This window comes from Halohasta sp. A2 (assembly GCF_056175805.1).
The window spans coordinates 15239-41976 of the sequence record NZ_JAQFWV010000006.1; the positions used below are offsets into that span (position 1 = coordinate 15239).

Consider the following 26738-nt stretch of genomic DNA (forward strand, 5'->3'; position numbering starts at 1 on the left):
ACGAATCAACAATGGCAACACTCCAAATTAAAAACCTACACGCAGAAGTCGCAGAAGAAGACGGCGAGACGATTCTTCGAGGCGTGGACCTCGAAGTACAGTCGGGCGAGATCCACGCGCTGATGGGCCCCAACGGCTCAGGCAAGTCGACGACGGCCAAGATCATCGCGGGCCACCCGGCCTATCGGGTCACCGACGGCGAGATCCTGCTCCACCTCGACGACGAGGATGTCGCAGACATCGACGAAGACCTCGACGACGAGGATCTCACGTGGAATCTCCTTGAGCTGGAGCCGAACGAGCGCGCCGCGCTCGGTATTTTCCTCGGCTTCCAGTACCCCGCAGAGATCGAAGGCGTCACGATGACCAGCTTCCTCCGCCAGGCGCTCAACGCCAAGGCCGACGAACGCGAGGAGCTGTTCGAAGGCGACGACGACGAAGACGAGGAAGAAGAGTCGGGCTACGACACCTCACCGATGGAAGGCCCAGCCGACGACGGCGCGGTCAGCGTCGCCGAGTTCCAGCAGATCCTCTCCGAGAAGATGGAACTGCTCGACATGGACGAGAAGTTCATGACCCGCTATCTCAACGCCGGATTCTCCGGTGGGGAGAAAAAGCAGAACGAAGTGTTGCAGGCTGCGCTGCTCGAACCCTGTATCGCCGTCCTCGACGAGATCGACTCAGGGCTCGACATCGACCGCCTCCAGGACGTCTCGAAAGGCATCAACGCGCTGCGCGACGAGCAGGGCACTGGTGTCCTCCAGATCACCCACTACCAGCGAATTCTCGACTACGTCGAACCCGACCACGTCCACGTCATGCTCGACGGCAAGATCGCCAAAAGCGGCGGGGCCGAACTGGCCGAGAAACTCGAAGACAAGGGCTACGACTGGGTCCGCGAGGACGTCTACGAGACTGCGTAAGCGTATACAGTTACGCACAGCACTATAAGCAACCAACACCTACAACAATCCATGAGTTCCGAAGAACACATCAAACAGACAGACACCGAGGCCCGATTCGAATTCAAGAAGGAGGAAGCCTCCGCCTTCAAGAGCGAAAAGGGGCTGACCGAGGAGACGGTACGCGTCATCTCCGAGGACAAGGACGAACCGGAGTGGATGCTCCAGCGCCGCCTCCGCGCCCTCGAGCATTTCCAGAATATGCCGATGCCGACCAGCTGGCCCGAGATCCCGGATCTCTCGGAGGTCGACGTCAGCGAGATCATACCGTATATTCGACCTGACATCGACGTCCGCGGCGGCGTCGACGACTGGACGGACCTGCCCGAGGACATCAAAGACACCTTCGACAAACTCGGCATCCCGGAAGCCGAGAAGAACGCCCTCTCGGGCGTTGGTGCCCAGTACGAGTCGGAGATCGTCTACCAGAACATGCAGGAGCAGTGGGAGGAAAAGGGCGTTATCTTCTGTGACATGGACAAGGCGGTCCGTGACCACGAAGAGATCGTCCGCGAGTACTTCATGAACAAGTGTGTCCCACCGAGCGACAACAAGTTCGCTGCACTCCACGGTGCGATCTGGTCTGGCGGCTCGTTCGTCTACGTGCCCGAAGACACCAAAGTCGAGATGCCGATTCAGGCCTACTTCCGGATGAATTCGGAAGGTATGGGCCAGTTCGAGCACACGCTCATCATCGCCGAAGAGGGCTCTGAGGTTCACTACATCGAGGGCTGTTCGGCCCCGAAATACTCCGAGTTCAACCTCCACTCCGGTGGCGTCGAGGTTTTCGTCGGCGAAGACGCTCACGTCCAGTACTCGACGGTCCAGAACTGGTCGAAGAGCACCTACAACCTCAACACCAAGCGCGCCATCGTCGAGGCCAACGGCCGCATGGAGTGGATTTCGGGCTCGATGGGCTCGAAAGCTACCATGCTCTACCCCGCCTCAATCCTCAAGGGTCGCGGCGCATCGGACAACCACATCACTATCGCCTTCGCGGGCGAGGGCCAGAACATCGACACCGGTGCGAAGGTCTACCACAACGCCCCCGAGACGAAGTCGACCGTCGAGTCCAAGAGTATCAGCAAGGACGGCGGCCGGACCAACTACCGGGGACTCGTCCACATCGCCGACGGTGCCGAGAACTCCTCGACGGCAGTCGAGTGTGACGCGCTGATGTTCGACAACAAATCCACGTCGGACACCATGCCGTATATGGAGATCAACGAGTCGAAAGTCGACGTCGCCCACGAGGCGACCGTCGGTAAGATCGGCGACGAGGACATCTTCTACCTCCAATCCCGAGGTCTCGACGACGACGACGCCAAGCAGATGATCGTCTCGGGCTTCATCGAGCCGCTTACCGAAGAACTGCCCATCGAGTACGCGGTCGAACTCAACCGCCTCGTGGAACTCGAAATGGAGGGCTCGCTCGGATGAGCGTCCAGGTTCCAGCCACGATCTCCGAGGAGACAGTCCAGGAGATCTCCGAGCAACGAGACGAGCCCGAGTGGCTCCTCGAACGCCGTCTTGCGGCGCTCGATGCGCTCGACGAGCTCGAACTGCCGGACGTCATTCAGACGCCCGGTCGACGCTGGACCAACCTCGAAGCACTCGACTTCGAGAACCTAGTCGATCCGCTCGATCAGTCCGACGCAACCGAACGCGTCGAGGCCGAGGGTGCGACCGTCCTCTCGTTCGTCGAAGCACTTGCGGACCACGAGGAACTCATCAGAGAGCACTTCGGCTCAATCGTCGACGCCGAAGAGAACTATCTGACCGCGCTATCGGCAGCGCTGTTCACCACGGGCACGGTCATCTATGTTCCCGAGGGCGTCGACGCCGAGGACATCACGATCCGCGCCGAGATGAACTCCCGGTCGTTGTTCAGTCAAACACTCGTGATCACCGAGAAGTCCGCCTCCGCGACGATCCTCGAATCCATCGAATCCGGCGAAGATGTCGAAGGAGACCGCTTCTTCAGCAACATCGTCGAAGTCGTGGCTGGCGAGAACAGCTACGTCCAGTTCGGCTCGCTGCAGAACCTCGACCAGGAGACCTACCACGTTACGCTCAAGCGTGCGGTGACCGACACCTACGCCACCGCCAACTGGATCGAGGGCAACATCGGCTCTCGACTTACCCGCTCGGACGTCGAGACGGAACTCAAGGGCGACGGCTCGGAGACGAAGGTCGTCGGGGCCTTCTTCGGCCACGAGGACCAGCATCTCGATGTCAACGCCCGTGTCTGGCACCGTGCCGAGCACACAACCGCCGACCTCGTCACCCGTGGCGTGCTCGACGACGTGGCCCGGTCGGTCTACGAGGGTGTCCAGGACGTCGGCGAGGGCGCGTGGAACACGAGTTCCTACCAGCGTGAGAACACCCTCATGCTCTCCGATGAGTCGGAAGCCGACGCCTCACCCAAGCTGATCATCAAGAACCACGACACCGAGGCCAGCCACTCGGCGACCGTGGGCCAGGTCGACCAGGAGGATCTCCTGTATATGACATCTCGCTCGATTGACCCCACCACGGCTCGGAATATGCTCGTCGAGGGCTTTTTCGTGCCGGTGCTCGAAGAGATCGACGTCGAGGCGTTCCGCGAGGACCTCTCGGATCTCATCGTCGCACGGCTCAACTGAGGCTTCGCTCGACGTTCGCTGTTTTGCTGTTCTGCGGTTTTATAAAATATCGGTGAGCAATTGCGACCGAGACGCGTAGCGTCGACTACTCGCCTTCCGACTGGGCCCAGCCCATCGATCGGTCGACGGCGTCGTGCCAACGGTCGAACTCGGCGGTGTAGTCGGCATCCGGATCGGGTTGGAACTCGCGGTCGACCTGCCAGTTGTCCCGAAGTTCGTCGACCGTCTCCCAGTAGCCGACCGCCAGGCCAGCGGCGTAGGCCGATCCGAGCGCGGTGGTTTCGTCGACCACCGGCCGGACGATGTTCGTGTCGACGATGTCGGCCTGTAGCTGGCAGAGGAAGTTGTTCTTGACCGCGCCGCCATCGACACGAAGGTCAGCGAGGTCGATATCGCTGTCTTCGACCATCGCCTCGGCGACGTCTTTCGTCTGGAAGGCGATCGATTCGAGCGTCGCCCGCACGACGTGGGCGGGCCGGGTGCCACGGGTCATCCCGACGATGGTTCCACGGGCACGCTGGTCCCAGTGCGGCGCGCCGAGGCCAGTAAAGGCGGGAACCAGATAGACGCCATCGGTCGAGTCGACGCTCCGGGCGACGGCCTCGGACTCCATCGCGTTGTCGATGAGCGTCATGTCTTCGAGCCACTCGATTGCTGCGCCGGTGATGAAGATCGCGCCTTCGAGCGCGTACTGCACCGGTTCGCCCGAGCGCTGGAAACCCACCGTCGTCAGCAGGCCGTGTTCGCTCATGACCGCCTCGTTGCCGGTGTTCATCAGCATGAACGACCCCGTCCCGTAGGTGTTTTTGGCGTCGCCGGAATCGAAACAGGTCTGGCCGAACAGGGCGGCCTGCTGGTCACCGAGTGCGCCTGCGACGGGCACTTCCGCGCCGAGGAAGCCATCCGGATCGGTCGACCCGTAGGTGTCGTCGTCCGAGGAGGGACGGACTTCGGGAAGTGTCGCGGCCGGAACGCTAAACTCGTCGAGGAGGTCGTCGTCCCAGTCCATCTCGTGGATGTTGAACAGCATCGTCCGTGAGGCGTTCGAAACGTCGGTGATGTGGTTCCCTGTGAGGTTGTAGATCACCCACGTGTCGATCGTCCCGAACATGATGTCGCCCTCTTGAGCGCGTTCGCGGACGTCCTGAGGCCGGGCACGCTGGAGCTTGATCGGGTCGGTGTTGTCGAGCAGCCACTCGGCTTTGGTCGCCGAAAAGTAGGCGTCGGCTTCGAGGCCGGTTTTCTGTCTGATCTCGTCGACCTTGCCCTCCTCTTCTAACTGCTCGACCCGGTCGGTCGTCCGGCGGTCCTGCCAGACGATCGCGTTGGCGATCGGATCTCCGGATTCGGCGTCCCACAGCAGCGTGGTCTCGCGCTGGTTGGTGACGCCGATCGCGTCGAGCTGGTCGGCAGTGAGGCCACCCTCGTCCAGCGATTTGTTGATGACCGACTTCGTGTTCTCCCAGATCTCCATCGCGTCGTGTTCGACCCAACCGGGTTCGGGATAGATCTGTTCGTGTTTCTCGTAGGCGCTCGTTACGACGTTGCCACCATGGTCGAAGACCATAAACCGCGTGCCAGTGGTTCCTTGATCGACGGAACCGACGTAGGTTTCATTTGTCATAGATGATCACGTGTGGCGGTAGCACGCCCGAATCCGGCCGCGGGGAACCGCTGTCGACTCCCAGACCATGAGTAGTGACTACCTGCCCCACAGGTAGTAATCAATGAATCACAGGATAAATATTATCATCGTATTGATATTTTTTATAAAAATAACATACAGTCGGTATATCGTGAATGTTTGTGTACGACTGGCGTTTGGAAGCTCAGGTCGCACCGGTTCGATGGATCGTCCGAGGGTATCGAAGCGTTGATACGGAATCTCTGAGTTACGGTCGACAATCAAATGGTGACGAGCAGATGAGATGGCGGCTCGATTGGGCTGCGAGTGTGAGTCTCGTCGGGACGATCATCAAATATCTGGCCGTGACGATGCTGGTGCCGCTGATGGTTGCGGTGATCTACGGCCAGGACATCTGGGTATTTCTGGTTTCACCGGTTATCGCGGTCCTCGTGGGACTCGGGCTCGAACAGTTCGATTCGGATCCGGATCTCAACCCGCCCGAAGCACTGCTGTTGGTCTCGCTGTCGTGGCTGGCGGTCGCGGTGATCGGCGCGATTCCCTACGTGCTGGCGGGCTATGGCACCGAATCGGCGCTCGGCGTGCCGATCAACGCGCTGTTCGAGTCGATGAGCGGCTTCACGACCACCGGCGCGACCGCGACGCTCGAACTCAGCTACGAGCAGCATTCACACGCCGTTCTGATGTGGCGACAGCTCACCCAGTGGCTCGGCGGGATGGGGATCATCGTGCTGATGATCGCCATCCTGCCGGAGCTGGCGGTCAACGGCGCCCAACTCATGCAGTCGGAGGCACCCGGTCCCGAACTCCAGAAGCTCACACCGAAAATCGCCGAAACCGCCCGCGCGCTCTGGCTGATCTACTTCGGCTTCACACTGGCGCTGATCGTCCTGCTCTACGGCCTGCATCTGGTCGGACTCGCACCCGAAATGAACCTCTACAACGCGGTCGCCCACGGCTTTACGACGCTTCCGACCGGCGGCTTCTCGCCGGAGGCCGAGAGCATCGCCGCCTTCAGCGCGGCCGTTCAGTGGCTTATAATCCCGTTTTTGGTTGTCGCCGGTGTGAACTTCGCGCTGTTTTGGCACGCCATTCGCGGCGACCTCCGAACCGTCGTCGACAACCCCGAGTTCCGCGCCTACACCGGCGCAATCGCGGTGCTGACCGCCGTTCTCGCGGCCGTGTTGGTCCGCGGGGCGGCCCCACCGCTCGAAATCGGTGGCACGACCGGCGGGTTCACCGAGAACACGATCCGGCAGGCGGCGTTCCAGATCGCCTCGCTGATGAACTCAACCGGCTTTGCGACCGCCGACTTCGCCCAGTGGGACGAACACGCTCAGATCCTGCTACTGTTTGCGATGTTCATCGGCGGCTCGGCTGGCTCGACCGGCGGTGGCGTCAAAGTCGTTCGGTGGCTGATCGTTCTCAAAACAGTGCGCCGTGAGCTCTACACCTCGGTCCATCCCGACGCTGTCAAACCGGTTCGACTCGGCGGGACCGTCGTCGACGAGGACGCTATCCGCGGCATCATGGTGTTCACGGTGCTCTACATCGTCCTGTTCGGCGCGTCGGCAGTCTTTTTCAGCCTCGATTCGGCGAGAATCGGCCAGGACCTAACGACCTTGGAGGCGTTCAGCGCCTCGCTGGCGACGCTCGGGAACATCGGCCCCGGGTTCGGCGAAATCGGTCCGTACGGAACCTATGAAGGGTTTTCCGACGTTTCGCTTCTACTAATGACTGGGTTGATGTGGCTCGGTCGACTCGAAATCGTTCCCGTGCTCGCGCTGTTCGTCGGCTGGGTCGACGACCGCTAGATCGAATCAATCGTCAGCGCCTTCGACGACCGACGAGCGTTGTTCGTCGGCCGTCGACTCACGCATCGCGGCGAGTTCGTCGACCGCCTCGGCCCGCTCGGACCAGACGTCGAACGTCGCCTCGTACGCCTGTTTATACACATGGTACCAGCGGTCGTACTGGGCGGCGATTTCCGGACGCGGCTCGAACGACCGCTCGACCGCCGACGTTCTGTCGACTGCTGACTGGAGGTCGTCGTAGACGCCGACGCCGAGACCGGCGAGAATCGCCGCGCCCTGGGCGCCGAACTCGCTGCCGGTGGGGACCGCGATCGATGCGTCGAGCGCGTCGGCGAACATCTGACACCAGAAGTCGGAGTTCGCCCCGCCACCACTCAAAAAGATCTCGTCGGTGTCGTACGGGAGATGTTCGTAGCAGTCACGCATCGCCAACGAGATCCCCTCGTACACCGCGCGAACGAGGTGGGCCTGGGTGTGTTCCTGGCTCAACCCCATGAACTGCGCGCGGGCGTTGGGGTCCGAAAACGGCGCGCGTTCGCCCGCCGAACTCAAAAAGGGGTGATAGATGATCCCACCCGAGCCGACCGGAATCTCGCCGACCGCCATCTCGACAAGATTGAATTCGGAAAACGCCATGATCTCTTCGAGCGCCCAATCGAGGTTCGGGGTGCCGGTCATCGAGGCCATAAAGCGTGCCCACAGGCCGTCGACGCCTAATGCCGCAGTGATGCCGACCGGCGTCGACCCCTTGTAGGGCTCGTCGAGGATCGTCTGGTTCAGCGAGGTCGTCCCGACGACCGACGAGCCGTCGCCGGCCGTTGCCGCGCCGCTACCAATGGCTGAGGCCGGGACGTCGAACATCCCCGAGACGACCGGCGTCCCGGCCGGAACGCCGGTCTGGTCGGCGGCGACCGGGGTCACCTCGCCGATCACTTCGTCGCCGTTTTTGATCGGCGGCAGCGCGTCGACGATCGGTTCGAGGCCGACGAGTTCGAGCACTTCGTCGGCGTACTCGACGGTCTCGATGTCGAGGTACGGCAGCGACATATCCGAGGGGTCCGAGACGATCTCGTCGGTGAGGTTGTACTTCAGCCAGTCTTTGCACCAAAAGACCGTCCCGACCTGTTCGAACGTCTCGGGTTCGTTGTCGGCGAGCCACTGGAGAATCGTGAGACTCGATCCGGGAAACACCCCGCCGCCGCAGATGTCGTAGATCTCCTGGCTGATTCCCTGGTCGGCCCATTCGCCGACGATGCTGTTGGCCCGGCTGTCGGACCACAAAATCGCCGGGCGGATCGGCTCGCCCGTCTCGTCGAGCAGCCAGCAGCCGTCGCCCTGTGCGGTCACGCCGAGGCCGAGAACCTCGTCGTCGTCAGCGAGTTGGTCGACGACCTCCCGAAGCACCTCGGCGGTCGTCTCCCAGGTCCCGGTCATCGACTGTTCGGCATACCCCGGTTCGGGGCTGTCGACCGCGTTGTCGAGACTGTGCTGGTGGAGTTCCTCGCCATCGAGCGAGAACGCCACTGCCTTGATCACTGTCGTGCCAGCGTCGACGCCGATGAGCACTTGTGACATAAAAAATAGTTATAATTAATGCCGAATAACACTTTTTCACACTAATTGTTATGTCGGGTTTAAATAGTAATTGACTCACCAAACAGTGGCTGGCGCGTATACGATCCACAACACCTCCGGAAACGGTGGTTCCACGTGGGCGCCGAAAACAGCGATTCAGTACTGGAAATCAGCACTACATATATAATAGTTGTTAACGTCACGTGCGCTGTGGAGCGCTCGGTCCAAACAAACTGGCGGTTGAATCCTTCGTATGAACGCACTCATCACAGCGAACTTCGATCCAGCAGTCGTAGCGGCCCTCCGAGACGAACTCGGCTTCGAAGTCGAGTACGCGCCGATCAGCGAGCGCGACGGGCGGCTCGATGACGACGAGTTTCGCCAGCGCCTCGACGGTGTCGACCTGCTGATCGTCGGCTACGAGGGCGTCTCGCGGTCGGTCATCGAGTCGGCCGACGACCTCAAAATCATCGCCTGCCCACGCGGGGGTCCCGACGCGAACGTCGACATCGAGGCGGCCACCGACCACGGAATTCCCGTCCTCTACACCCCCGGACGCAACGCGGTCAGCGTCGGCGACTTCACCTGGGGCCAGATCCTGGCGCTGCTCCGCAACATCGCTCACTCACACCACCTGTTGCACACCGGGACTTACACCGGTGAGCCGCAGGCCGACGCCGCGGGTGGCGGCAGCCGCGAGGACGTCACCTGGGGAATGGGTGCCGACTCGCCGTACACACGGCTCAAAGGCATCGAGCTCGCCGGCAAAACCCTCGGGCTCGTCGGGATGGGCGCTGTCGCCCGCGAGGTCGCCACCCGCGCCCAGGGGTTCGACGTCGACCTCTTGGGTTTCGACCCGTACGTCGACGCCGAAACGATGGCAACGTACGAAGCCCAAAAGGTCGACCTCGACGAACTCCTCGAAACGAGCGACATCGTCTCGGTTCACGTCCCGGTCACCGAGGCCACTCGCGGTCTGCTCGGCCCCGAAGAGTTCGAGCGGATGAAAGACGGCGCGTTCTTTATAAACAACGCGCGCGGCGCGATTATCGACCAGGACGCACTGGTCGACCAGTTGCAGACCGGCGGCCTCCGTGGAGCAGCCCTCGACGTATATGACAAAGAACCGATTCCCGACGACCACCCGCTGCTGGAACTCGACACCGTCGTCACGACGCCGCATCTCGGCGGTGCGACCGAGGAGGTGATCAGTCGACACTCCGCGATGATCCGCGACGACCTCCTGGCACTCTTCGGGGGCGAAGAGCCACAACATATCGCCAACGAGGAAGTGCTGTCGACGTTCTCGCCACCCCAGCAGTAGCACGATCACAAACCACCGCGACAACACGAGACCAATGCCCGTTCCAGATTCAATCGACATCGACGAACTGCACGCTAAACGCCGAGCGGTCGCCGACACCGGCCGCGATATGCTCGACCAAGGACTGACCAAGGGAACCGGCGGCAACGTCAGCGGCCGGATCGACGACGAACACGTCGTCATCAGCCCCTCGGGGATGCCCTACGAGGAGATCACCGGCGACGACGTTCCACTCGTAAACCTCGACGCCGAGCGGGTCGACGGAGAGTACGATCCCTCGGCCGAGACGCCGATGCACACGATGGTCTACCGCCAGCGCGACGACGTCGGCGGTGTCGTCCACAACCACTCACCCTATGCAAGTACGTTCGCCAGCCTCGGCGAGCCGATCGGCCCGTCGCACTACCTGATTGCCTTTGCTGGCGATCAGGTCCCGGTCGCCCCGTACGAGACCTACGGCACCCCGGAGTTGGGACGGATCGCGGTCGACACGCTCGGCGACGAATATAACGCCTGTCTGCTCGAAAACCACGGCGTGTTGACCGTCGGCGACAGCATCGAGTCGGCGTTCGAGATCGCGCTGATGGTCGAGTACTGCGCGCGAATCCACTACCAAGCACTCGCTATCGGCGAGCCGAATCTACTACCGGATGACGAAATCGACAGATTAACCGAAAAGTTCGCCGGCTACGGCCAACAGCACTGAACCAGCCACGTAGCCGGTGACTACGAACAGTTAGCCGACATTTAATGGCCCCAGCGTCGACCCTCGTCGTCGAACCGTGCGTCCGTGATGCGGTCGTGTTGGTCTCGTGTGAGCGAGACGTCGGCCGCGCCAACGTTCTCTTCGAGCTGTTCGGGCGTCCGTGCGCCGATAATCGGTACACACGTGAACGCTTCTTGGTCCATAAGCCACCGTAGCGAGACTTGGGCGGGCGAGGCATCGACTTCGTCGGCGACCGCTCGGATCTCGTCGAGAACTTTCCAGCCGCGTTCGGAGAGATAAAAGCGTTCGAAGCGCTCGTCGAAGCTCCCGCGCGAACCGTCCGGCGCGCGAACCGATTTCGGATCCTCGGGGTCGGCGCGCTCGTACTTACCCGTGAGGAACCCGCCAGCGAGTGGCGAGTAGGGACAGACTGCGAGGTCCTGGTCTGCACAGACGTCGAGAAAGTCCTCAACGTCCTTGTAGTACCCCGCGTGGAACAGCGGCTGGGTCACGTCGAAGCGCTGGTAGTCCTCCGTATCGGATTTCCAGAGGGCTTTGGTGAGCTGCCAAGCGGCCATTGTCGACGCGCCCAGATAGTTGACCTTGCCTTCCTCGACGATCCGATCGAGCGTCGACAGCGTCTCTTCGATCGGGGTGTTCTCGTCCCAGCGGTGGATGTAGTACAGATCCAGATAGTCAGTGCCTAACCGCTCCAACGTGCCGTCGATCTGGTCGCGGATATGCGTCCGCGAGAGCCCCGAGCCGTTTGGGTTGTCGTCGTCAAAGCCGAAGTAGACTTTCGAGGTGATGACGAACTTCTCGCGATCCCTTTCTTCGAGCCAGTTGCCGATGTAGGACTCGCTGGTGCCGTTCGGATCGCCGTACACGTTGGCCGAATCGATGAAGTTCCCGCCGTGGTCGGCGAACGTATCGAGCAGTTCGTGGGCTTGGTCCTCGTCGGTTTCGAGAACGCCACCCGTTTTGCGTCCGAACCGCCACGTGCCGAAACAGAGTTCTGAAACGCGCGTGCCGGTCGCTCCGAGTTGTCGGTACTGCATACAGCGTTTCGCGTCGATAGCGACATAAGCATGCTGAAACCCTCACGATTTGTATTCGGACGAGGCGTCGGACGGATCTCGCAGTCAGGGACTTTGTTTATAAAAAGACGGCCAGACCAACAGTGAGGCCGACAGCGATCACGATGACTACGAGCATCACGAGACCGATAGTCGACAGGTTTGCCCGACAGTCCATCACCGGCCGTTTGTATCGGAGCAGTATAGCTGGTTCGGCTTTTCGGGCGGCGAAAACAGAATCCTTAGGCCGAAACCGCCCCGAGAACGCGTATGAACGAGGCTGTCGTCGCCAGCGGGGTGACCAAACGCTACGGCGAGACCGTCGCGCTCGACGGAGTTGATCTCACGGTGGCCGAAGGCGAGGTGTTCGGTCTGATCGGACCGAACGGAGCGGGTAAAACGACGCTCATCCGGGCACTCACGGGGACAACGTCAGCAACAGGCACGATAGGGGTGTTCGGCGACGAGCCGACCGCGGTCGACGCCGACCGGATCGGCCTGCTTCCGCAGTCGTTTTCACCGCCAGCACGACTCACCGCCCGCGAACTCATCGACTACTACGGCGGGCTCTACCGAACCGCCCACGACACCGACACCGTGCTCGCTGATGTCGGGCTCACCGAGACGGCCGACAGCTGGTACGAGACGCTCTCGGGCGGCCAGCAACGCCGCGTCTGTGTCGGGACCGCGCTAGTCAACGACCCCGATCTCCTGTTCTTGGACGAGCCGACTACCGGAATCGACCCTGCCGGTCGACGCGCGCTGTGGGACCTGCTCGAATCGCTCGCCGCGGGCGGTACGACGGTCGTGCTCACGAGCCACTCGATGGACGAGGTCGAGCGACTCTCGGACCGCGTCGGCCTGCTCCAAGACGGGCAACTGGTCGCCGTCGGCACGCCCACCGAGTTGATTGCCGACCACGGCGGCGAGAGTCGACTCGTGATTGGGACCGAAACCAGCCACGAGGCGGCCGAGACCCTGTGTGCGGCCGGCTTTTCGACCTCGGAAAGCCCGGCCGAAGTCGTCGTCAACGGCGTCTCGCCGGTCGATATCGCCGAGGCGGTCGAGGCCCTCTCGACGGCGGGAATCAGCTACGACTCGCTGACGTGGACCGAACCGAGTCTCGAAGACGTCTATCTCCAACTCACCGGCGAAACGTTCGAGGGCGCGTCGACGCCCGGCGCGAGCGTGGTCGCTGACGATGCCGTAGAGCAAGCGACGCCGTCTGGCCAGCCAGCGGTCGACGGTGCGGCCGGAGGCGACCAATGAGTCGGTATCGGCGGATTCGCGCGGAGGCCGTCGCCGCGTGGCACTCGTTTCTGCGCCGCCGGACGGCGGTCTTTTTCACGTTCTTTTTCCCCGTCATCCTAGTCGTGATCTTCGGCGCACTGGTTCGGACTCAGTCGACCGACGGCGGCCTCTTTGCGGAGCCGGCGGCCTACTACATTCCGGGCTACCTGGCAACCGTCGTCCTGTTTACGCCGCTGTCACGCGTCGGCAGTGAGATCGCCCGCCACCGCGACGACAACAGATTCGAAAAGTTGGCGACGACACCGCTGCGACGGACCGAGTGGCTGGTGGCCCACACGCTCGTCAACACGCTCATCATCGGCATTGCGAGCCTGCTGATTTTGGGACTCGTCATCGTGCTCACTGATGCGACGGTCCCGCTTTCGGGATCGCTCGTGATGCTTGTGCCCTTCGTCGCGCTCGCCGTAATCATGTTCTGTGGGTTCGGCGCACTGCTCGGTCGACTGGCCGACTCCCAGGACGGCGTGATCGCCGCGAGCAACACGATCGCGCTTCCCTTGCTTTTCCTCTCGGATACGTTCATCACGCTCGAACAGTTGCCCGGCTGGTTCGGTCCGCTGGTCGAACTTTCGCCTTTGACCTACTTCGCCCGCGGCGTGCGGGCGCTCACCTACGAACCGGCGGCTGGCCAGCCGTATCTCGGTGAGTTGGCGGTTCTCACCGGGCTTGCGATCGCCTTCTTCGTGGCCGGGGCGTACGCCATTCCACAGACCGACTGAGTGTTCTCGACGTTGATGGCTCCGGGCGTTTTTCCGTCGTCGACGCGTCCGGTAGGGTGTAATGTCCCTCCAGTCCGCCGCAACCCCAGTCGAAACACTGCTCTCTGAGAGTCGGCTCAAACAGCTAAACGTCGTCTCACTGCTCGTTCAAGCTGGCCACGCCCGACAGAACGGCGAGACCGAACGGGCGGCACTGCTGTTCGGTGCAGCACTGATCGCACCGAAGTACAGCGGGGCCTCGTACCTGATTCAGGGTGCGCTCACTGCGAACGATCTCCGTCAGAAACTACAGCCCTGATCGCGAGTTGGCAGACGCTCCCGTGAGTGATGTGGCTGTAGCTCGTTGGTAAAAAAAGTAAAAACGATGGTTAGATCCCGTCGACCGCCAAACACGAGCACCGACGACGCCTAAAACGCCTGAGTGAAACAGTCGATTATTTCGTCACCGATTCGAGGACGAGCGTGTCGTCTTCGAGATAGTGCTCGATGTGGTGGGCGTCCTCTTCGACCTGCGTTAGGACTTCCTTGAGGATGTGCTCGGTCGTCGGATCGCCGAGGTTGGCCGCCAGCTGGATGTGGTCGCGCATCCCTTCGATCATGTCTCCGAAGGCGATCACGTCGTTTTCCAGGGAGGTACGGATGTCGTAGACATCCTCACCTTCGAACTCGACCGTCGCTCGCTCTTCCTGATTGGCCGGACCTGCAACCGGGACGCCGCCGATTGCCTGTGCCCGCTCGGCGATTCGGTCGGCCCCGGTTTCGAGGTTCTCGTAGACCTCTTGGAGGAAGACGTGGATATCGTGGAACTCCGCGCCCTCGACGTTCCAGTGGTGTTTGTGGATCTGGTGATACATAACGTACGCGTTGGCCAGATCGGTGTTCAGCGCGTCGACGATCTGTTCGGCTTTTTCCTTTTCGAGCCGAAGCCCTTCGGAGCCTTCGACGGTTCCGGCCTGCTGTCGGACGGTTTTCTGCGTGCTCATGACATCTACTCATTCACCCGCCAGCCACTTAAAACTTCACGTTGTGAAAACGCTTTTTTGGGATTAAGAAAGATATATTTACCAAACACCCTCCTTCAGCAACGTCGTCAGCGTTGATCAGCAGCATATATCCGACTGTCGACCAATAATCGGGCATGGCAGTAATCGATTCGGTGATGCAGGTGGTTCACGTGTTGTTCGCCGGGCTTTGGACCGGAAGTGTGCTGTTCGTCGTCGGAGCGGTCCTCCCGGCGTCGACCGCAGGGACGATTTCGGCCGACGCGATGGCGGCGATTTCGACGAGGCTCTCGTGGTTGACCCGTATCAGCGCGGTCGTCTTCGTGGCGACCGGCGGCCACCTAGCAGGCACAGGCTACACTGCGGAGTCGCTTTTTAGTACCGGCCGTGGTCAACTCGTCGTGGCGATGTTGGTGCTGTGGTTCGTGTTGACCGGGCTCGTTGAGATCGGCTGTAAGCGTCTAGGTGGCTCGGCAGCCGGTGACGACGTTGGGGCGGCCGTCGAGTCGACGCGCCCGATCTTTCTGGCTGCCGGGGCTGTGGCGGTGCTCTTGCTCGTCGACGCCGGGCTGTTGGCGGCTGGCGTGACGTGGTAGGAAACGCGAGACATAGCGCGCTCTCGTCCTGAAACTATCCGTCGCAGCGACCAGTCGGTGATGAACCCATTTGTGGACTATCTCGTTGCCAAACCAAAACAAAAGATTATGATTGAATGGGGTCTCTTCCGAGGTACGGTTGGGTATCGGTCGGACAGGGTCGACGTGGGCACCCCACGTCCGGGCTGTCCGGTTCTACTCCAACGGCGAGCCGACATGAAACTCGAAGACACACGAATCGCCATGTTAGTCGGACCCGGATTCGAGGATCTGGAGTTCTGGGCCGTCTACATGCGTAGAGGGTGTCATAGAAGTGTTCACATGGTTTGTTGAATCAACTCTAACGAATTGAAAACGCCGTACACTTGGTGCACGCTATTCTTAGCTTGTCGTAGCTATGGCGAAAGAGAAGTTCGGAGTCGCTGTTGACGAGGAAATCGTGCGAGAACTAGATGAATTGGTCGCTAAATGTGACGATCTCGGAGTCAGCCGCTCCGAGATCGTCGAAGCCATCCTCACAGCATTCGTTCAATCCGAGACGAATCACGTTAAACAGGTTCGAGAGATCATTATTCGGACACGAAAAGGTACTCTCTAACAGATTTTAAACGTCGTGCACCTTGTGCACGCATCTCTAAGGAAGTAAACCGTTATAATAGTAACTTAACTGACTATAGTGTGTGAAGAGTTCTATGACACGCTCTGCGTATGCAAGAGGAAGGCGCACAGATCGATGTCGTCGGCACGGAAGCCGACGTGGAGTACACGGGCAAAAGCGGCGGGCTCACCGCCGAGAGCGAACTCGCCGCCGCGGAGGTCGACCCGGCGGCAGTTGATGCGGTGTTGGTCCCCGGCGGCTGGACGCCGGACAAGATCCGCCGCGACCAGTCGGTGCTCGACCTCGTCCGGGAGGCCTATGAGGACGACAAAATCATCGGGCTGATCTGTCACGCCGGGCTGGTCGGCATTTCGGCTGGCATCGTCGAGGGCTCGGACGCGACGGGCTCGCTTGGGATCAAAGACGACCTCATCAACGCAGGCGCAAACTGGGTCGACCAAGCGGCGTTCCGCGACGGCAACATCGTCTGGGGACGTGTCGTCGCCGACATCCCCGATTACAACCGTGTCTTGGTGGATACTCTGGCCGAACACGCTGCCTGAGAACCCGCCTCAGTTCTCGATGTGCGCAGGGACGTTCTTGAACGGGTCGACGATTGGTTCGACTCAGAACAGATTATACATAAAAACGTCCCGTCGGAGTTCCACGCGAGTGTAACGAGCGTGGAGCAAGACGGGACGTGAGTGACCGAGCGGTTGCTGAGCGAAGCGAGGCAACCCGAAAGAACGAACGTCCCGTCGGAGATTTGAACTCCGGTCACTGGCTCCGCAAGCCAATAGGATAGTCCACTACCCTAACGGGACTCATCTCATTGTACCCTCGGTTCACATAAGACGGTTACGGTACGGCGGCCCCGTGGCGACTGTCGACACCCCACGCGTCCGACCGAGCCTTCCTCGCCCCGAGGTTTATATCCGATACCGACACAGCCGGTGTATGTCGCAGCTCACACGTGAACGACACCCCTCTCAGGGCCGTGAGAGCCGACCCGGAAGCAGCGTCGACAGCCGGGTGCAACTGGCGCAAGGACAACGCTTATGCGCGGTCTGGCCCTGGCTCAGGATATACTCATGGGTGTCATAGCGGACGTTTACGACGACCTCGACACCGACGTCCCGCTCGAAGAATTCAGAGCGGCCGTCGAAGACAAAGTCGAGCAGATGGGCGGATTGGCCGACGAAGAGACGGCAGCCATGCTCATCGCACACGAACTGAAAGACGAGGAGGTAAACGGCATTGCCGACATCGAACCCGGAATGGAGGAGGTCAAGTTCCTCGGCAAGATCGTCTCGATCGGCGAGCTCCGAACGTTCGAACGCGACGGCGAGGACGCCGAGGGCTGTGTGGTTAACCTCGAAGTCGCCGACGAGACCGGTCGCATCCGCATCTCGATGTGGGACCAACTGGCCGTCTCGGCTGTCGGCAGCCCCGACGGCGAACAACACGGCCAACTTGATGTGGGTGACGTGCTCCGGATCGCCGGTCGACCCAAAGACGGCTACAACGGCGTCGAGGTCAGCGTCGACAAGGCCGAACCCGACGAGGACGCGGAGGTCGACGTCGAAGTACTGGACGTCCACCGCGTCGAAGACCTCTCGTTGGGCCTGTCGGACGTCAATCTCAAAGGCCGAATTCTCGATGTCGGCACCGTCCGCACGTTCGACCGCAACGACGGCTCGGAAGGCCGTGTCTCGAACCTCGCCGTTGGCGATCCAACCGGCCGGATTCGAGTGACGATGTGGGACGAAAAAGCCGACCGTGTCGACGAACTCAGTGCGGGCGAGTCGGTCGAGATCGTCGACGGCTACGTGAAAGAACGCGACGGGAGCCTCGAACTCCACGTCGGCTCGCGCAGCGCGGTCGAATCGTTGGAGGAAGCAATCGAGTACGTCCCCGAGACGACCGATATTGGATCTGTGGAAATCGGCCAGACGGTCGACATCGCTGGCGGCGTCATCGAGTCGGATCAAAAGCGTACGTTCGACCGCGACGACGGCTCACAGGGCCAGGTCCGAAACATCCGACTCAAGGACGAAACGGGCGATATTCGGGTCGCGCTCTGGAGCGAAAAGGCCGACAAAGACATTGAGCTCGCCGACCACGTACTCGTTACCGACGCAGAGATCCAAGACGGCTGGCAGGACGACCTCGAGGCCTCCGCTGGCTGGCAGTCGACGGTCAGCGTGCTGGAATCCGGTTCGGGGAGCCTCGAAACCGAACAGGCGGCCGAAGACGAGCGCAAGGCAGAGGCCGCCGCAGCCGGGGGGCTTGCTGCCTTCGAGGACGGCCAGTCGCCAGCGAACTCAGCAACCGAATCGACCGACAGCGAGTCAGCCGCGACCGACAGCGAGTTGTCGGACTCTTCGGGAGTCGTCGAGTTCACTGGAACGGTTGTTCAGACCGGCGAACCCGTGATTCTCGACAACGGCACCGAGACACGGACCGTCGAGACGAATGAGTCGCTCAGACTCGGCGAGGAAGTGACCGTTCGTGGCCCTGAAACCGGGGGGACGATCAACGCCACGGAGCTGTTTTAAGTAACGCTCGCTCCCCGAGTGCCGTTCGATGCTGACGTGTGCGAAATCGTAACGGAAAGCATTATACGACACACAGCCCGGTATTTGGGTATGAGTGTTGAGTTGCCGTTCGCCCCGGTAGACGCTATTATTCGGCGCAACGCAGCGTCACTCCGAGTGAGTGCCGATGCCGCCGAGGAACTGGCACGGCGCGTTCAGCGCCACGGCGCGGCGCTCGCTGTTGAGGCCGCCGAGACGGCAACCCAGGACGGCCGTAAAACATTGATGGCCGAGGATTTCGGCGTGTATCAGGTCGTCGACCGCGACGAGTTGGAGCTCCCGGTCGCGCCGGTCGACCGGATCGCCCGGCTCGATATCGACGACAGCTACCGGGTGTCGATGGACGCCCGGATCGCGCTGGCCGACATTCTCGAAGATTACACCGAAAACGTGGCGGCCGCGGCGGTCAAACTCGCTCGCCACGCCGACCGACGCACCGTACAGGCCGACGACATCGAAATGTACTTTTCGCTTTTCGAATAATGCAGTTTGGATACAGCGAGGCCTGTCTGAAGCACGATACCGGCGAACGACACCCCGAAACGGCCGACCGATTGCGAGCGATCAAACGCGGCCTGCAGCAACAACACGGCGTCGACTACCAGGATACCGAGTCGGCCTCACGCGAGGCAGTTGCGGCAGTTCATACCGACAGCTACGTCGACAAACTCGAAACGTTCTGCGAAGACGGCGGCGGCAACTGGGACCGCGATACGGTCGCCGCCGAAGCGACCTGGGAGGCAGCCCTCCAGAGTGCCGGACTCGCCCAGTGGGCGGCCGGAGCCGCGCTCGATGGCGCGGATGGCAGACAGACGCCGTTCGCACTGGGTCGACCGCCGGGCCACCATGCGGTCAGCGACGACGCCATGGGCTTTTGTTTCTTCAACAACGTCGCGGTCGCCGCCCAACGACTCATCGATACCGGCGAGATCGACCGAGCCGCCGTCTTCGACTGGGACGTTCACCATGGCAACGGCACCCAGGACATCTTCTACGACAGCGACGACGTGTTCTACGCCTCGATCCACGAAGAAGGAATCTACCCTGGCTCAGGAGCCGTCGACGAAGTCGGCGAAGGTGACGGCGAGGGAACGACGCTCAACGCCCCGCTTCCGGCGGGCGCTGGCGATCCCGACTATCTCCATGTAATCGACGAAGCCCTCGATCCAGCGCTCGCCGCGTTCGATACTGACCTCCTGATCGTAAGCGCGGGCTTCGATGCCCACCGCCACGACCCCATCTCGCGACATCGCGTGTCGACCGAGGGCTACGCGCTGATGACCGACCGCATGCGAACGATCGCCGACCGCAACGACGCGGCGCTGGCGTTCGTGTTGGAGGGCGGCTACGGGCTGGATACGCTCGCGGACGGCGTCAGAATCGTCCACGAAACGTTCGACGGCCGCGAGCCAATCGCCTGCGAAGATACCCCTGACGAGCCAGCGGTCGAGGTTACGAAAACGCTTCGTGAGAAGTTAGATTTCGACTAACCGCAGTAGCCAGCGGCTACCCGCACACATGTACACCGCTCAGTACTCCCGGTGAGTCATCGAACCGACCGAAATCCGAACCAGCGTGTTCTCCGAATACGCCCCTTTGTCGGCATCGTATTTCGCGTTAATTTGTCGGTTCGCTTCGGCGAACGCTTCGGCATCGTCGACCACGGTCGCAGTGCCAAGAAGCGAGACCATCCACTCGGTGTGGCCGTTGTGGTCTTTTTGAACCGAGAGCGCGACCCGCGGGTTCTCACGGATGTTGGCCAGTTTCTTGCCGTCGGTGACGATCTCGATCGTTTGGTTGTCACAGCGGTACCAGACGGCTGCGACGTGTGGGCGGTCGTCGACGCTGGTCGCCAGATGCGCGATCAGTGGCTCCGAACTGAGAAGCGATTCTGCGCGCTCGGTGCTGGATGGTGACACGGAACCATAGAGCACTGAAACAAACAAAAGTCGACTGGCCGGGGGTCGAATATGATCGGGGTCACCGCGATTCATGATCGAACGCGTTTCAGCCGATTTAACACCGCCTTGCACACAACAAGTCGTATGGTCGACCACTCAGAGACGTTCAACTGTACGATCACCGACTGGGACTATTTATATAACCGCTGTCGAGACGTGAGCAGACAGGTCAGGGCTGCACAGTTCGAGCCGGACGTCGTCGTCGCGCTGGCTCGCGGCGGCTGGTTCGCGGGGCGCTGTCTGTGTGATTTCCTCGGACTCGACGACCTGACGAGCCTCAAAATCGAACACTACGTCGGCACTGGCGAGACGGCTGACGAGCCCCAGATCCGGTATCCGATGCCGCAGGGCTGTCTCGACGGTAAGGACGTGCTCATCGTCGACGATATCGCCGACACGGGTGGGTCGATCGAGCGCGCCCACGAATACGTGAGCGAGCGAACGACCGGTGAGGTTCGAACCGCCACCCTGCAGTTGCTCCAAACGAGCGAGTTCGAGCCGGATTTCGTCGGCGAACAGCTCGAGACGTGGACCTGGGTCGTCTATCCGTGGAACTTCATTGAGGACCTCTCGGAGCTAATCGGCCGGATTCTGTCAACCGTCGACGAACCGATCGACACCCAGGCGATCAGACGCCAGCTCGCCGAGCGCTACGACATCGGCCAGATCGAACTGGAGACCACCCAGCCCAACCGCCTCGGTGAGGTTCTCGAACTGATGGTCGACCGTGGACAGATCGAACTCGTTGGTGACGACGCGTGGGCGCTGTCGGCTGAAGCAGAAGCCTGAGACAAACAATACCGTACTGCAACCCGACTGACGGTACTCTCAGTCGTCGATCGGCTCGACTTCGGAGCCATCGTCGTCATCCGCTGGCGGTTCGGAGCCGTCGACAGCTTCCTCGTGGTCGATTTCCTCTTCAGAATCCGTCGACGATTCGACTGCTTCGGGGTCTTGAACCCAGAGATCACCGAACAGGTCGTCCTGCTGGAGGCGAATCTGGCCGCGATGGGCGAGAAATAGCAGCGCGAGATAGGTCATAAACGGGCGACCGCCCGAGGTTTTGATTTCAGCGTACAGCAGTTCGGCCCGCCCCTTGTCGAACTGCGGTTGGAGAACTGCGACGACGTCGTCGATAACCTGGTCGATATCCTCGGTGTGGGTTGTTCCGGTCACGTCGCCTTCGGTCGGTTCGTCCTCGGGGCGGAACTCGTCGGCCGACCGGTAGTCGACCGTTTGGGTACCGCGACTGTACCCACGCGGCGACTCGGAGGTGTCGTACTCCCGGCGGCGTTTCCACCAGTTGTCGCGCTCGGCCTCGCGAAGCTCGCGGACTAACTCGTCGAGCGTTTCGGGCGATCCACGGGTCCGTTTGCGGTCGAGTCGGCGGTCCATCTCGTCTTCGAGCGCGTCGACCGGATCGAATCCCGGCTCGGCGTCGGCGGCCTCGCTCATCGCCATCTCCCACGGTTCGGGTTCGTCTTTCGGTTCGGGCTCGGGCTCGGCCAGTAGCTGGTCGCCTTTCATCCGCAGGAGCACGCTCGCGTAGAACAACGCGCGCGCGGTCGTCCGGAGGTCGGTCCGGGCGAGCTCCGAGAGGAACGCATCGGTGACCTCGACGATGTCGATATCCCAGGGGTCGATCTCGCCCTCGTTGGCCAGCTGGACCAACAGTTCGACCGGCTCGACGCCGTCGTCATCGTCGCCCCCTAGGTCGCCCGGGTCGACCGGCAATTCGCTCGTGTCGGCAGCCACTTCAGCGGCGTTGGGCGGCGTCGACTCCGCGTCTGGCGCCGATCGGTCAGCGCCGGTCGTCCCGGCTCCGGCGACCTCCGGCGACTCAGTCATTGGCCGGGGCCTCCTCGACTCTGTCGTCCGTCTCGCCGAACTGGATACCGGTCACCGCGCTGTAGTTTTCCTCTTGCATCGTGACGCCGATCGCCCGCTCGGAGCGTTCGAGTAGCGCCGACCGGTGGGAAACGACGACGAACTGTGCGTCGCCCGCCAGATCGTCGACCATCTCGCCGACCCGCTCGGCATTCACGGCGTCGAGGAAGGCGTCGATCTCGTCGAGCGCGTAGAACGGCGCGGGGTTGTGTCGCTGGATGGCGAAAATAAACGCGAGGGCAGTCAGCGACTTCTCGCCGCCGGACATCGCCGCTAGCCGCTGGATCGGTTTGTCGGCGGGCTGGGCCTTCATCGTCAGTCCGCCCTCGAATGGATCATCGGGATCTTCGAGAACGAGTTCCCCTGTCCCTGCCGAGAGCCGCGAGAAGATGTCCTCGAAGTAGCCGTTGATCGACTCGAAGGCGTTCATGAACGTCGACTTCTTTTCGGACTCGTACTGATCAATCCGATCGCGGATGCCATCGCGCTCTTCGATGAGGGTGTCTCTGCCCTCAGTCAAGCGGTCGAGTTCGGCTTCGACCTCGTCGTACTCCTCGATCGCCAGCATGTTCACGGGTTCGAGCGCCTCCATTTTCGTCTCCAGCGTGGCGATCCGCGATTCGACCTCGTCGTGATCCGGAATCTCCTCGGGGTCGTACTCGCCGACTGCGGCTTCGAGCTCGTTGATCTCCCATTCGAGCCGGTCGACCGTCTCGCGGTGGCTTTCGAGCGTGGATTCTATCGCAGCGACCGCCTCTTGGGCCTCATCGCGGTCGGCTTGGGCGGATTTGACGGTGGCTCTGCGTTGCTCGCGGTCGGCTTTGAGCTCGACCAACTCGCTTTCGAGTTCCTCGACAGCCGCGCGTTTCTCCTCAAGCGTCGCTTCTTTGGTCTCGATCTGGCCTTCCAGTTCGGCGATTCGGTCTTTCGCCTCGGCCTTTCGGTTCTGGGCCGTCTCGATAGTGTCGTGGAGCTCTTCGACGGCCTCTTCGGCGTACTGGCGTTCGAGCCCTTTCTCGTTGATCCGGCTGTCGACGGTCTCGATTCGCGCGTTCTGATCGCGGATCTCCTCGCGGATCTCGTCGGCTTGAGCGGTGAGTTCAGGAATTTCCGAATCGGCGAGTTCGGTTTCGAGCTCGGCGATCGTCTCCTCGACAGCCTCGCGTTCGGCCTCGATCTCGGCGATCCGCTCGTCGACCGACTCCATTTCTTCGGTGACGCTCTCGCGTTCGGCTTCGATCTCTTCGAGGCGGTCTTCGAGACGCTCGATTGTCGCTTCGGTGTCGTCGATCTCCTCGCGTGTCCGTTCGATATCTGTCTCGATGGCCCGAACCGTCTCGGTGGCATCGGATTTTCGATCCCTCGCGTCGTCGATCTGGCCTTCGATCTCGCGGATCTCTGAGTCGTGTTCTCGGCGTTTGTCTTCGAGTCGACCGATCTTCTTGGCGATGCGTTCGAGCTTTCCCTCGCCGGATTTCGAAAACGAGTAGCGCGAGCCGCCGCCCGACCCACCGGTCATCGCGCCCGAGCGCTCGACGAGGTCGCCGTCGAGCGTGACCATGCGGTACGTTCCCATGAACTGTCGGGCGGTCTGCATGTCTTCGACGACGAGCGTCGAGCCGAGGACATAGGAGAACACAGATTCGAATCGCGAGTCGTAGTCGACGAGATTCCGAGCGAAGTCGACGACGCCCGGATCATTGGGGATCTGCGGCAGGCTCCGATTGTCCATCTTCGTGATCGGCAGAAACGTCGCTCGGCCCGCGTTGCGGGATTTGAGGTAGTCGATGCAGTCCGAGCCGACGCCGTCGTCAGCAACCACGACGTTGGCGAGCCGGCCACCGGCGGCGGTCTCACAGGCGGTCGCATACTCGCCGTCGACGCTTCCGAGATCGCCGACCGCGCCGTGGACGCCGGCCATGCTGGCGTTGAGAATCGTCGTCACCGCGCGTGGCCACGAGGTGTCGCCGGAGTCCGAGGCACGGGCTTCGAGGGTGGTGTACTCGGATTGGGCCTCTCGAAGGTCGTTTTCGACCTCGTCGAGCGCGGCTTTGTGCTCGCGGCGGTCCTCGCGGAGCATCTCGATCGTCGCGTCGATCTTTTGTTCGTTCTTTTCGGCCTTGTCGAGTTCGCTGTGAAGCTCCGAGAGCGTCGCCTTCAACTCGGGTAGGTCGGTCTGTGCGGCCTCAATATCCGATTTGGCCTCGCTGACCTCGGTCGACCGCCTGCGGGCGTCGTCGAGCAGTCGGTCCTTTTGGCGCTGGGCGTCGTTGGCGTCGGACTTGAGCGATTCGAGCCGGGATTTTTCGTCGCTCAGCTCGGTTTTGAGCTCGTCGAACTCGGTGTCGACGGTCTCGATTTTGTTCTGAACCGCCTCGAGTTCGGCTTCTTTCGTCTGGATCGTTCCTTTGATCGAGGCTTTTTTGACCTTGTGGTCGCGGATCTCGGCTTCGAGTTCGTCGACCTGTTCCTGTTTTCGGTCGAGTTCGACAAACGCGCCGCGCCGTTCGTTCTCGGCCTCGTCGACGCGTTCTTCGGCGGTCTCGATCCGGCCTTCGAGTCTGTCGATTTCGCCCTTGACGGACTCGATCTCGCGTTTGATCGCGAGCTGTTCGTCCTCGCCCTTGCGTTCGATTTCGCGATTGAGCGCTGCGAGTTCGTCTTCGAGTCGGCCCAGTCGGCCCTGTTTGGCATCGAGCGTCGACTGCCGCTCGGCGAGCGTCTCCTCGCAGTCGGCGATCTGTTCTTCCGTGCGGGCGAGGTGCTCGCGTTTGTCTTCGAGCTCGGCGGCTTTCAGATAGCCCTCGTACTCCGATTTCTCCTCGCGGTACGACTGGTATTCGAGCGCGGTTTCGCGCTCGTCGGCGAGCTGGTCGAGTCGCTCCTGTTTGTCGTCGATTTTGAGACTCGCCTCGTTGATGCGCTCTTTGACAGCGTCGAGCTCTTCGAAGGCGGCCTCCTTTTTTTGGTCGAACTCGGCGACGCCCGCGATCTCGTCGATAATACCGCGGCGCTGGAACGCCGACATGTTGATGATTTCGGTCACATCGCCCTGCATCACGACGTTGTAGCCTTCGGGGGCGATGCCCGCCTGCGACAGCAGGTCCTGAATGTCACCGAGGTTGACCGAGCGCTCGTTGAGGTAGTAGTACGAGTAGTAGTTGTCCTCGGTCTGTTTGACCCGGCGTTTGATCGTGATCTCGTCGACGTCGCCGATCCGGTCGGTACCGGCGGCGGTGACGACCTGTTCGCGCGAGAGCGTCCCCTTGCTGTTGTCGAGAACGACCGTGACGCTGGCCTCGCGGCTACCGCCACTGGCGTCTTCGTCGCCGTCGTGGCCCGGATTGTAGATGAGGTCGGTGAGCTTCTCGGCGCGGATGCCTCGTGTGCGCGCGAGACCAAGCGCGAACAGCACGCCGTCGATAATGTTGGATTTGCCAGAGCCGTTGGGGCCCGTAATAACGGTGAAATCCTCGTAGAAGGGGATGCGCGTCGGTCGACCGAAGCTCTTGAAACCGTCTAAGACGAGGGCTGAGATGTGCATTAGTCACTGACGGCGGCGTCGGCCGCCCGGTCGCGAGAGGTGTCCATCGGTGTGTCGCGACGCAGCCTCAGGCAACGATGATATCGCCCTGGTCGGCGGCGTCGTCTTCTGTCGACTCCTGATCGTCGGCGGTGTTATCAGCTTCGGATGCCGGCTCCGGGTCGGCGTCGGTGGCGTCGGTGGGTGTTTCGGCGTCGTTGCTCGGCGCACGCTCGTGTTTGACGACTTCGACGTGGTCATCGCTTTTGGTCATCGTCTCGGTGGGACTAGCGTCGACCGGAGTGGCCGCCTGCGCTTCCGCCTCCGCCGCAGCGGCGGCTCGCGCTTCGGCGTCGTCTTCGAGCTGGCGGACGCGGGCTTTGGTCTCGACGAGTTCTTCGGTGAGACCGTTGACTGCCGCACGGAGCTCTGCAATCTCGCTTTCGAGATCGTCGACTCGATTAGTCATGGATGATGAACGTTACCACGGACGTATAAAACTGTGTCAGACTCCTGTGGGAGAACTGACCGATGTGGGGGCCGTCGGTCCCGCGAACTAGAGGCAGGGGTAGGCGTCGGACGTCGATGCCTATCGGTTCGTTCGGGTCACCGAAGGCGGGTGACTGCCGTTTTCGATGGCCACCCTTCGGACCGTTTCGGGACGAAGGGCCGGGTCGAGCGGGCACTCTGGTCCGCCGGAGTTGGACGACGAAAGCTGAACGGTCGACTGTTCGGCCCGACCGGCTACGATCGCCTCGCGCTCGACGGTCGTCAATCTGGACAGACGTACGTATGTGC

At 61.6% G+C, this 26738-nt stretch carries 24 protein-coding genes and 1 tRNA gene; 16 read left to right on the top strand and 9 right to left on the bottom strand.

All coding sequences use genetic code 11. From position 1 onward, the window contains the following. Positions 1-11: 11 nt before the first annotated feature. Genes O2S87_RS03205 through sufD form a run of 3 tightly spaced genes read left to right on the top strand, consistent with a single transcriptional unit; the run spans position 12 to position 3607 of the window. Positions 12-923, top strand: a complete 912-nt coding sequence (locus O2S87_RS03205) for an ATP-binding cassette domain-containing protein (RefSeq protein ID WP_475407360.1) — start codon at positions 12-14, stop codon at positions 921-923. A gap of 51 nt (positions 924-974) precedes the next feature. Continuing rightward, positions 975-2402, top strand: a complete 1428-nt coding sequence (gene sufB, locus O2S87_RS03210; RefSeq protein ID WP_475407361.1) for a Fe-S cluster assembly protein SufB — start codon at positions 975-977, stop codon at positions 2400-2402. Further along, complete coding sequence (gene sufD, locus O2S87_RS03215; protein WP_475407362.1) at positions 2399-3607, top strand: Fe-S cluster assembly protein SufD; 1209 nt, start codon at positions 2399-2401, stop codon at positions 3605-3607. The genes sufB and sufD overlap by 4 nt, the downstream gene beginning before the upstream one ends. Before the next feature lie 85 nt (positions 3608-3692). Here sufD and glpK read toward each other — a convergent pair whose 3' ends face one another. After that, positions 3693-5231 (bottom strand): glycerol kinase GlpK, encoded by a 1539-nt coding sequence (gene glpK / locus O2S87_RS03220; protein WP_475407363.1) that lies wholly within the window; start codon positions 5229-5231, stop codon positions 3693-3695. A 299-nt stretch (positions 5232-5530) separates the two neighbouring features. On the opposite strand from glpK, the gene O2S87_RS03225 reads away from it, so the two are divergent. Continuing rightward, on the top strand, positions 5531-7066 hold the full coding sequence (locus O2S87_RS03225; protein WP_475407364.1) for a TrkH family potassium uptake protein: 1536 nt from the start codon (positions 5531-5533) through the stop codon (positions 7064-7066). Between the two features lie 6 nt (positions 7067-7072). On the opposite strand, the gene O2S87_RS03230 is transcribed toward O2S87_RS03225, so the two are convergent. Beyond that, positions 7073-8641 carry an FGGY family carbohydrate kinase gene (locus O2S87_RS03230; RefSeq protein ID WP_475407365.1) on the bottom strand — a complete coding sequence of 523 codons (1569 nt, stop codon included), beginning with the start codon at positions 8639-8641 and terminating at the stop codon, positions 7073-7075. Between the two features lie 253 nt (positions 8642-8894). Between O2S87_RS03230 and O2S87_RS03235 the strand changes: the two genes are divergently transcribed. Next, positions 8895-9965 carry a 2-hydroxyacid dehydrogenase gene (locus O2S87_RS03235; protein WP_475407366.1) on the top strand — a complete coding sequence of 357 codons (1071 nt, stop codon included), beginning with the start codon at positions 8895-8897 and terminating at the stop codon, positions 9963-9965. A gap of 34 nt (positions 9966-9999) precedes the next feature. After that, positions 10000-10671 carry a class II aldolase/adducin family protein gene (locus O2S87_RS03240; protein WP_475407367.1) on the top strand — a complete coding sequence of 224 codons (672 nt, stop codon included), beginning with the start codon at positions 10000-10002 and terminating at the stop codon, positions 10669-10671. A gap of 41 nt (positions 10672-10712) precedes the next feature. On the opposite strand, the gene O2S87_RS03245 is transcribed toward O2S87_RS03240, so the two are convergent. Next, positions 10713-11729 (bottom strand): aldo/keto reductase, encoded by a 1017-nt coding sequence (locus O2S87_RS03245; protein WP_475407368.1) that lies wholly within the window; start codon positions 11727-11729, stop codon positions 10713-10715. A 288-nt stretch (positions 11730-12017) separates the two neighbouring features. Between O2S87_RS03245 and O2S87_RS03250 the strand changes: the two genes are divergently transcribed. The 3 genes from O2S87_RS03250 (at position 12018) to O2S87_RS03260 (ending at position 14075) form a co-directional block, all read left to right on the top strand. Further along, on the top strand, positions 12018-13016 hold the full coding sequence (locus tag O2S87_RS03250; protein ID WP_475407369.1) for an ABC transporter ATP-binding protein: 999 nt from the start codon (positions 12018-12020) through the stop codon (positions 13014-13016). Further along, the gene (locus O2S87_RS03255; RefSeq protein ID WP_475407370.1) at positions 13013-13777 is read left to right on the top strand and encodes an ABC transporter permease; all 765 of its coding nucleotides are present in this window, start codon (positions 13013-13015) and stop codon (positions 13775-13777) included. The genes O2S87_RS03250 and O2S87_RS03255 overlap by 4 nt, the downstream gene beginning before the upstream one ends. Before the next feature lie 61 nt (positions 13778-13838). Then, on the top strand, positions 13839-14075 hold the full coding sequence (locus O2S87_RS03260) for a hypothetical protein (protein WP_475407371.1): 237 nt from the start codon (positions 13839-13841) through the stop codon (positions 14073-14075). 136 nt (positions 14076-14211) lie between these two features. Here O2S87_RS03260 and dpsA read toward each other — a convergent pair whose 3' ends face one another. Continuing rightward, positions 14212-14760: a DNA starvation/stationary phase protection protein DpsA gene (dpsA, locus tag O2S87_RS03265; RefSeq protein WP_475407372.1), complete on the bottom strand. Its 549-nt coding sequence runs from the start codon at positions 14758-14760 to the stop codon at positions 14212-14214. Positions 14761-14915: 155 nt separating this feature from the next. On the opposite strand from dpsA, the gene O2S87_RS03270 reads away from it, so the two are divergent. The 3 genes from O2S87_RS03270 to O2S87_RS03280 all read left to right on the top strand — a co-directional run bounded on the left by O2S87_RS03270 (position 14916) and on the right by O2S87_RS03280 (position 16535). Continuing rightward, on the top strand, positions 14916-15374 hold the full coding sequence (locus tag O2S87_RS03270) for a transporter (protein ID WP_475407373.1): 459 nt from the start codon (positions 14916-14918) through the stop codon (positions 15372-15374). A 397-nt stretch (positions 15375-15771) separates the two neighbouring features. Then, positions 15772-15972 carry a ribbon-helix-helix protein, CopG family gene (locus tag O2S87_RS03275; protein WP_475407374.1) on the top strand — a complete coding sequence of 67 codons (201 nt, stop codon included), beginning with the start codon at positions 15772-15774 and terminating at the stop codon, positions 15970-15972. A gap of 110 nt (positions 15973-16082) precedes the next feature. Continuing rightward, positions 16083-16535: a DJ-1/PfpI family protein gene (locus O2S87_RS03280; protein ID WP_475407375.1), complete on the top strand. Its 453-nt coding sequence runs from the start codon at positions 16083-16085 to the stop codon at positions 16533-16535. 188 nt (positions 16536-16723) lie between these two features. Here O2S87_RS03280 and O2S87_RS03285 read toward each other — a convergent pair. Next, positions 16724-16796, bottom strand: a tRNA-Arg gene (locus tag O2S87_RS03285). Between the two features lie 267 nt (positions 16797-17063). Here O2S87_RS03285 and O2S87_RS03290 point away from each other — a divergent pair. From O2S87_RS03290 to O2S87_RS03300, 3 genes are all read left to right on the top strand, one after another. Next, entirely contained in the window at positions 17064-18530 is a 1467-nt protein-coding gene (locus O2S87_RS03290) for a single-stranded DNA binding protein (RefSeq protein ID WP_475407415.1), read from the top strand. Between the two features lie 90 nt (positions 18531-18620). Further along, positions 18621-19052, top strand: coding sequence for a histone (locus O2S87_RS03295; protein ID WP_475407376.1), 432 nt, complete (start codon positions 18621-18623; stop codon positions 19050-19052). Beyond that, positions 19052-20059 (top strand): histone deacetylase family protein, encoded by a 1008-nt coding sequence (locus O2S87_RS03300; protein ID WP_475407377.1) that lies wholly within the window; start codon positions 19052-19054, stop codon positions 20057-20059. Before O2S87_RS03295 ends, O2S87_RS03300 begins: the two co-directional genes overlap by 1 nt. A gap of 39 nt (positions 20060-20098) precedes the next feature. On the opposite strand, the gene O2S87_RS03305 is transcribed toward O2S87_RS03300, so the two are convergent. Beyond that, complete coding sequence (locus tag O2S87_RS03305) at positions 20099-20488, bottom strand: pyridoxamine 5'-phosphate oxidase family protein (protein WP_475407378.1); 390 nt, start codon at positions 20486-20488, stop codon at positions 20099-20101. Positions 20489-20614: 126 nt separating this feature from the next. On the opposite strand from O2S87_RS03305, the gene O2S87_RS03310 reads away from it, so the two are divergent. Further along, a complete protein-coding gene (locus O2S87_RS03310; RefSeq protein ID WP_475407379.1) occupies positions 20615-21319 on the top strand; it encodes a phosphoribosyltransferase in 705 nt (234 codons plus the stop codon). A gap of 39 nt (positions 21320-21358) precedes the next feature. On the opposite strand, the gene O2S87_RS03315 is transcribed toward O2S87_RS03310, so the two are convergent. The 3 genes from O2S87_RS03315 to O2S87_RS03325 form a co-directional block, all read right to left on the bottom strand. Then, a complete protein-coding gene (locus O2S87_RS03315) occupies positions 21359-22378 on the bottom strand; it encodes a segregation/condensation protein A (RefSeq protein WP_475407380.1) in 1020 nt (339 codons plus the stop codon). Next, complete coding sequence (smc, locus tag O2S87_RS03320; RefSeq protein ID WP_475407381.1) at positions 22371-25961, bottom strand: chromosome segregation protein SMC; 3591 nt, start codon at positions 25959-25961, stop codon at positions 22371-22373. Before smc ends, O2S87_RS03315 begins: the two co-directional genes overlap by 8 nt. Before the next feature lie 67 nt (positions 25962-26028). Then, complete coding sequence (locus O2S87_RS03325; protein WP_475407382.1) at positions 26029-26409, bottom strand: DUF7518 family protein; 381 nt, start codon at positions 26407-26409, stop codon at positions 26029-26031. Positions 26410-26738 lie beyond the last annotated feature (329 nt).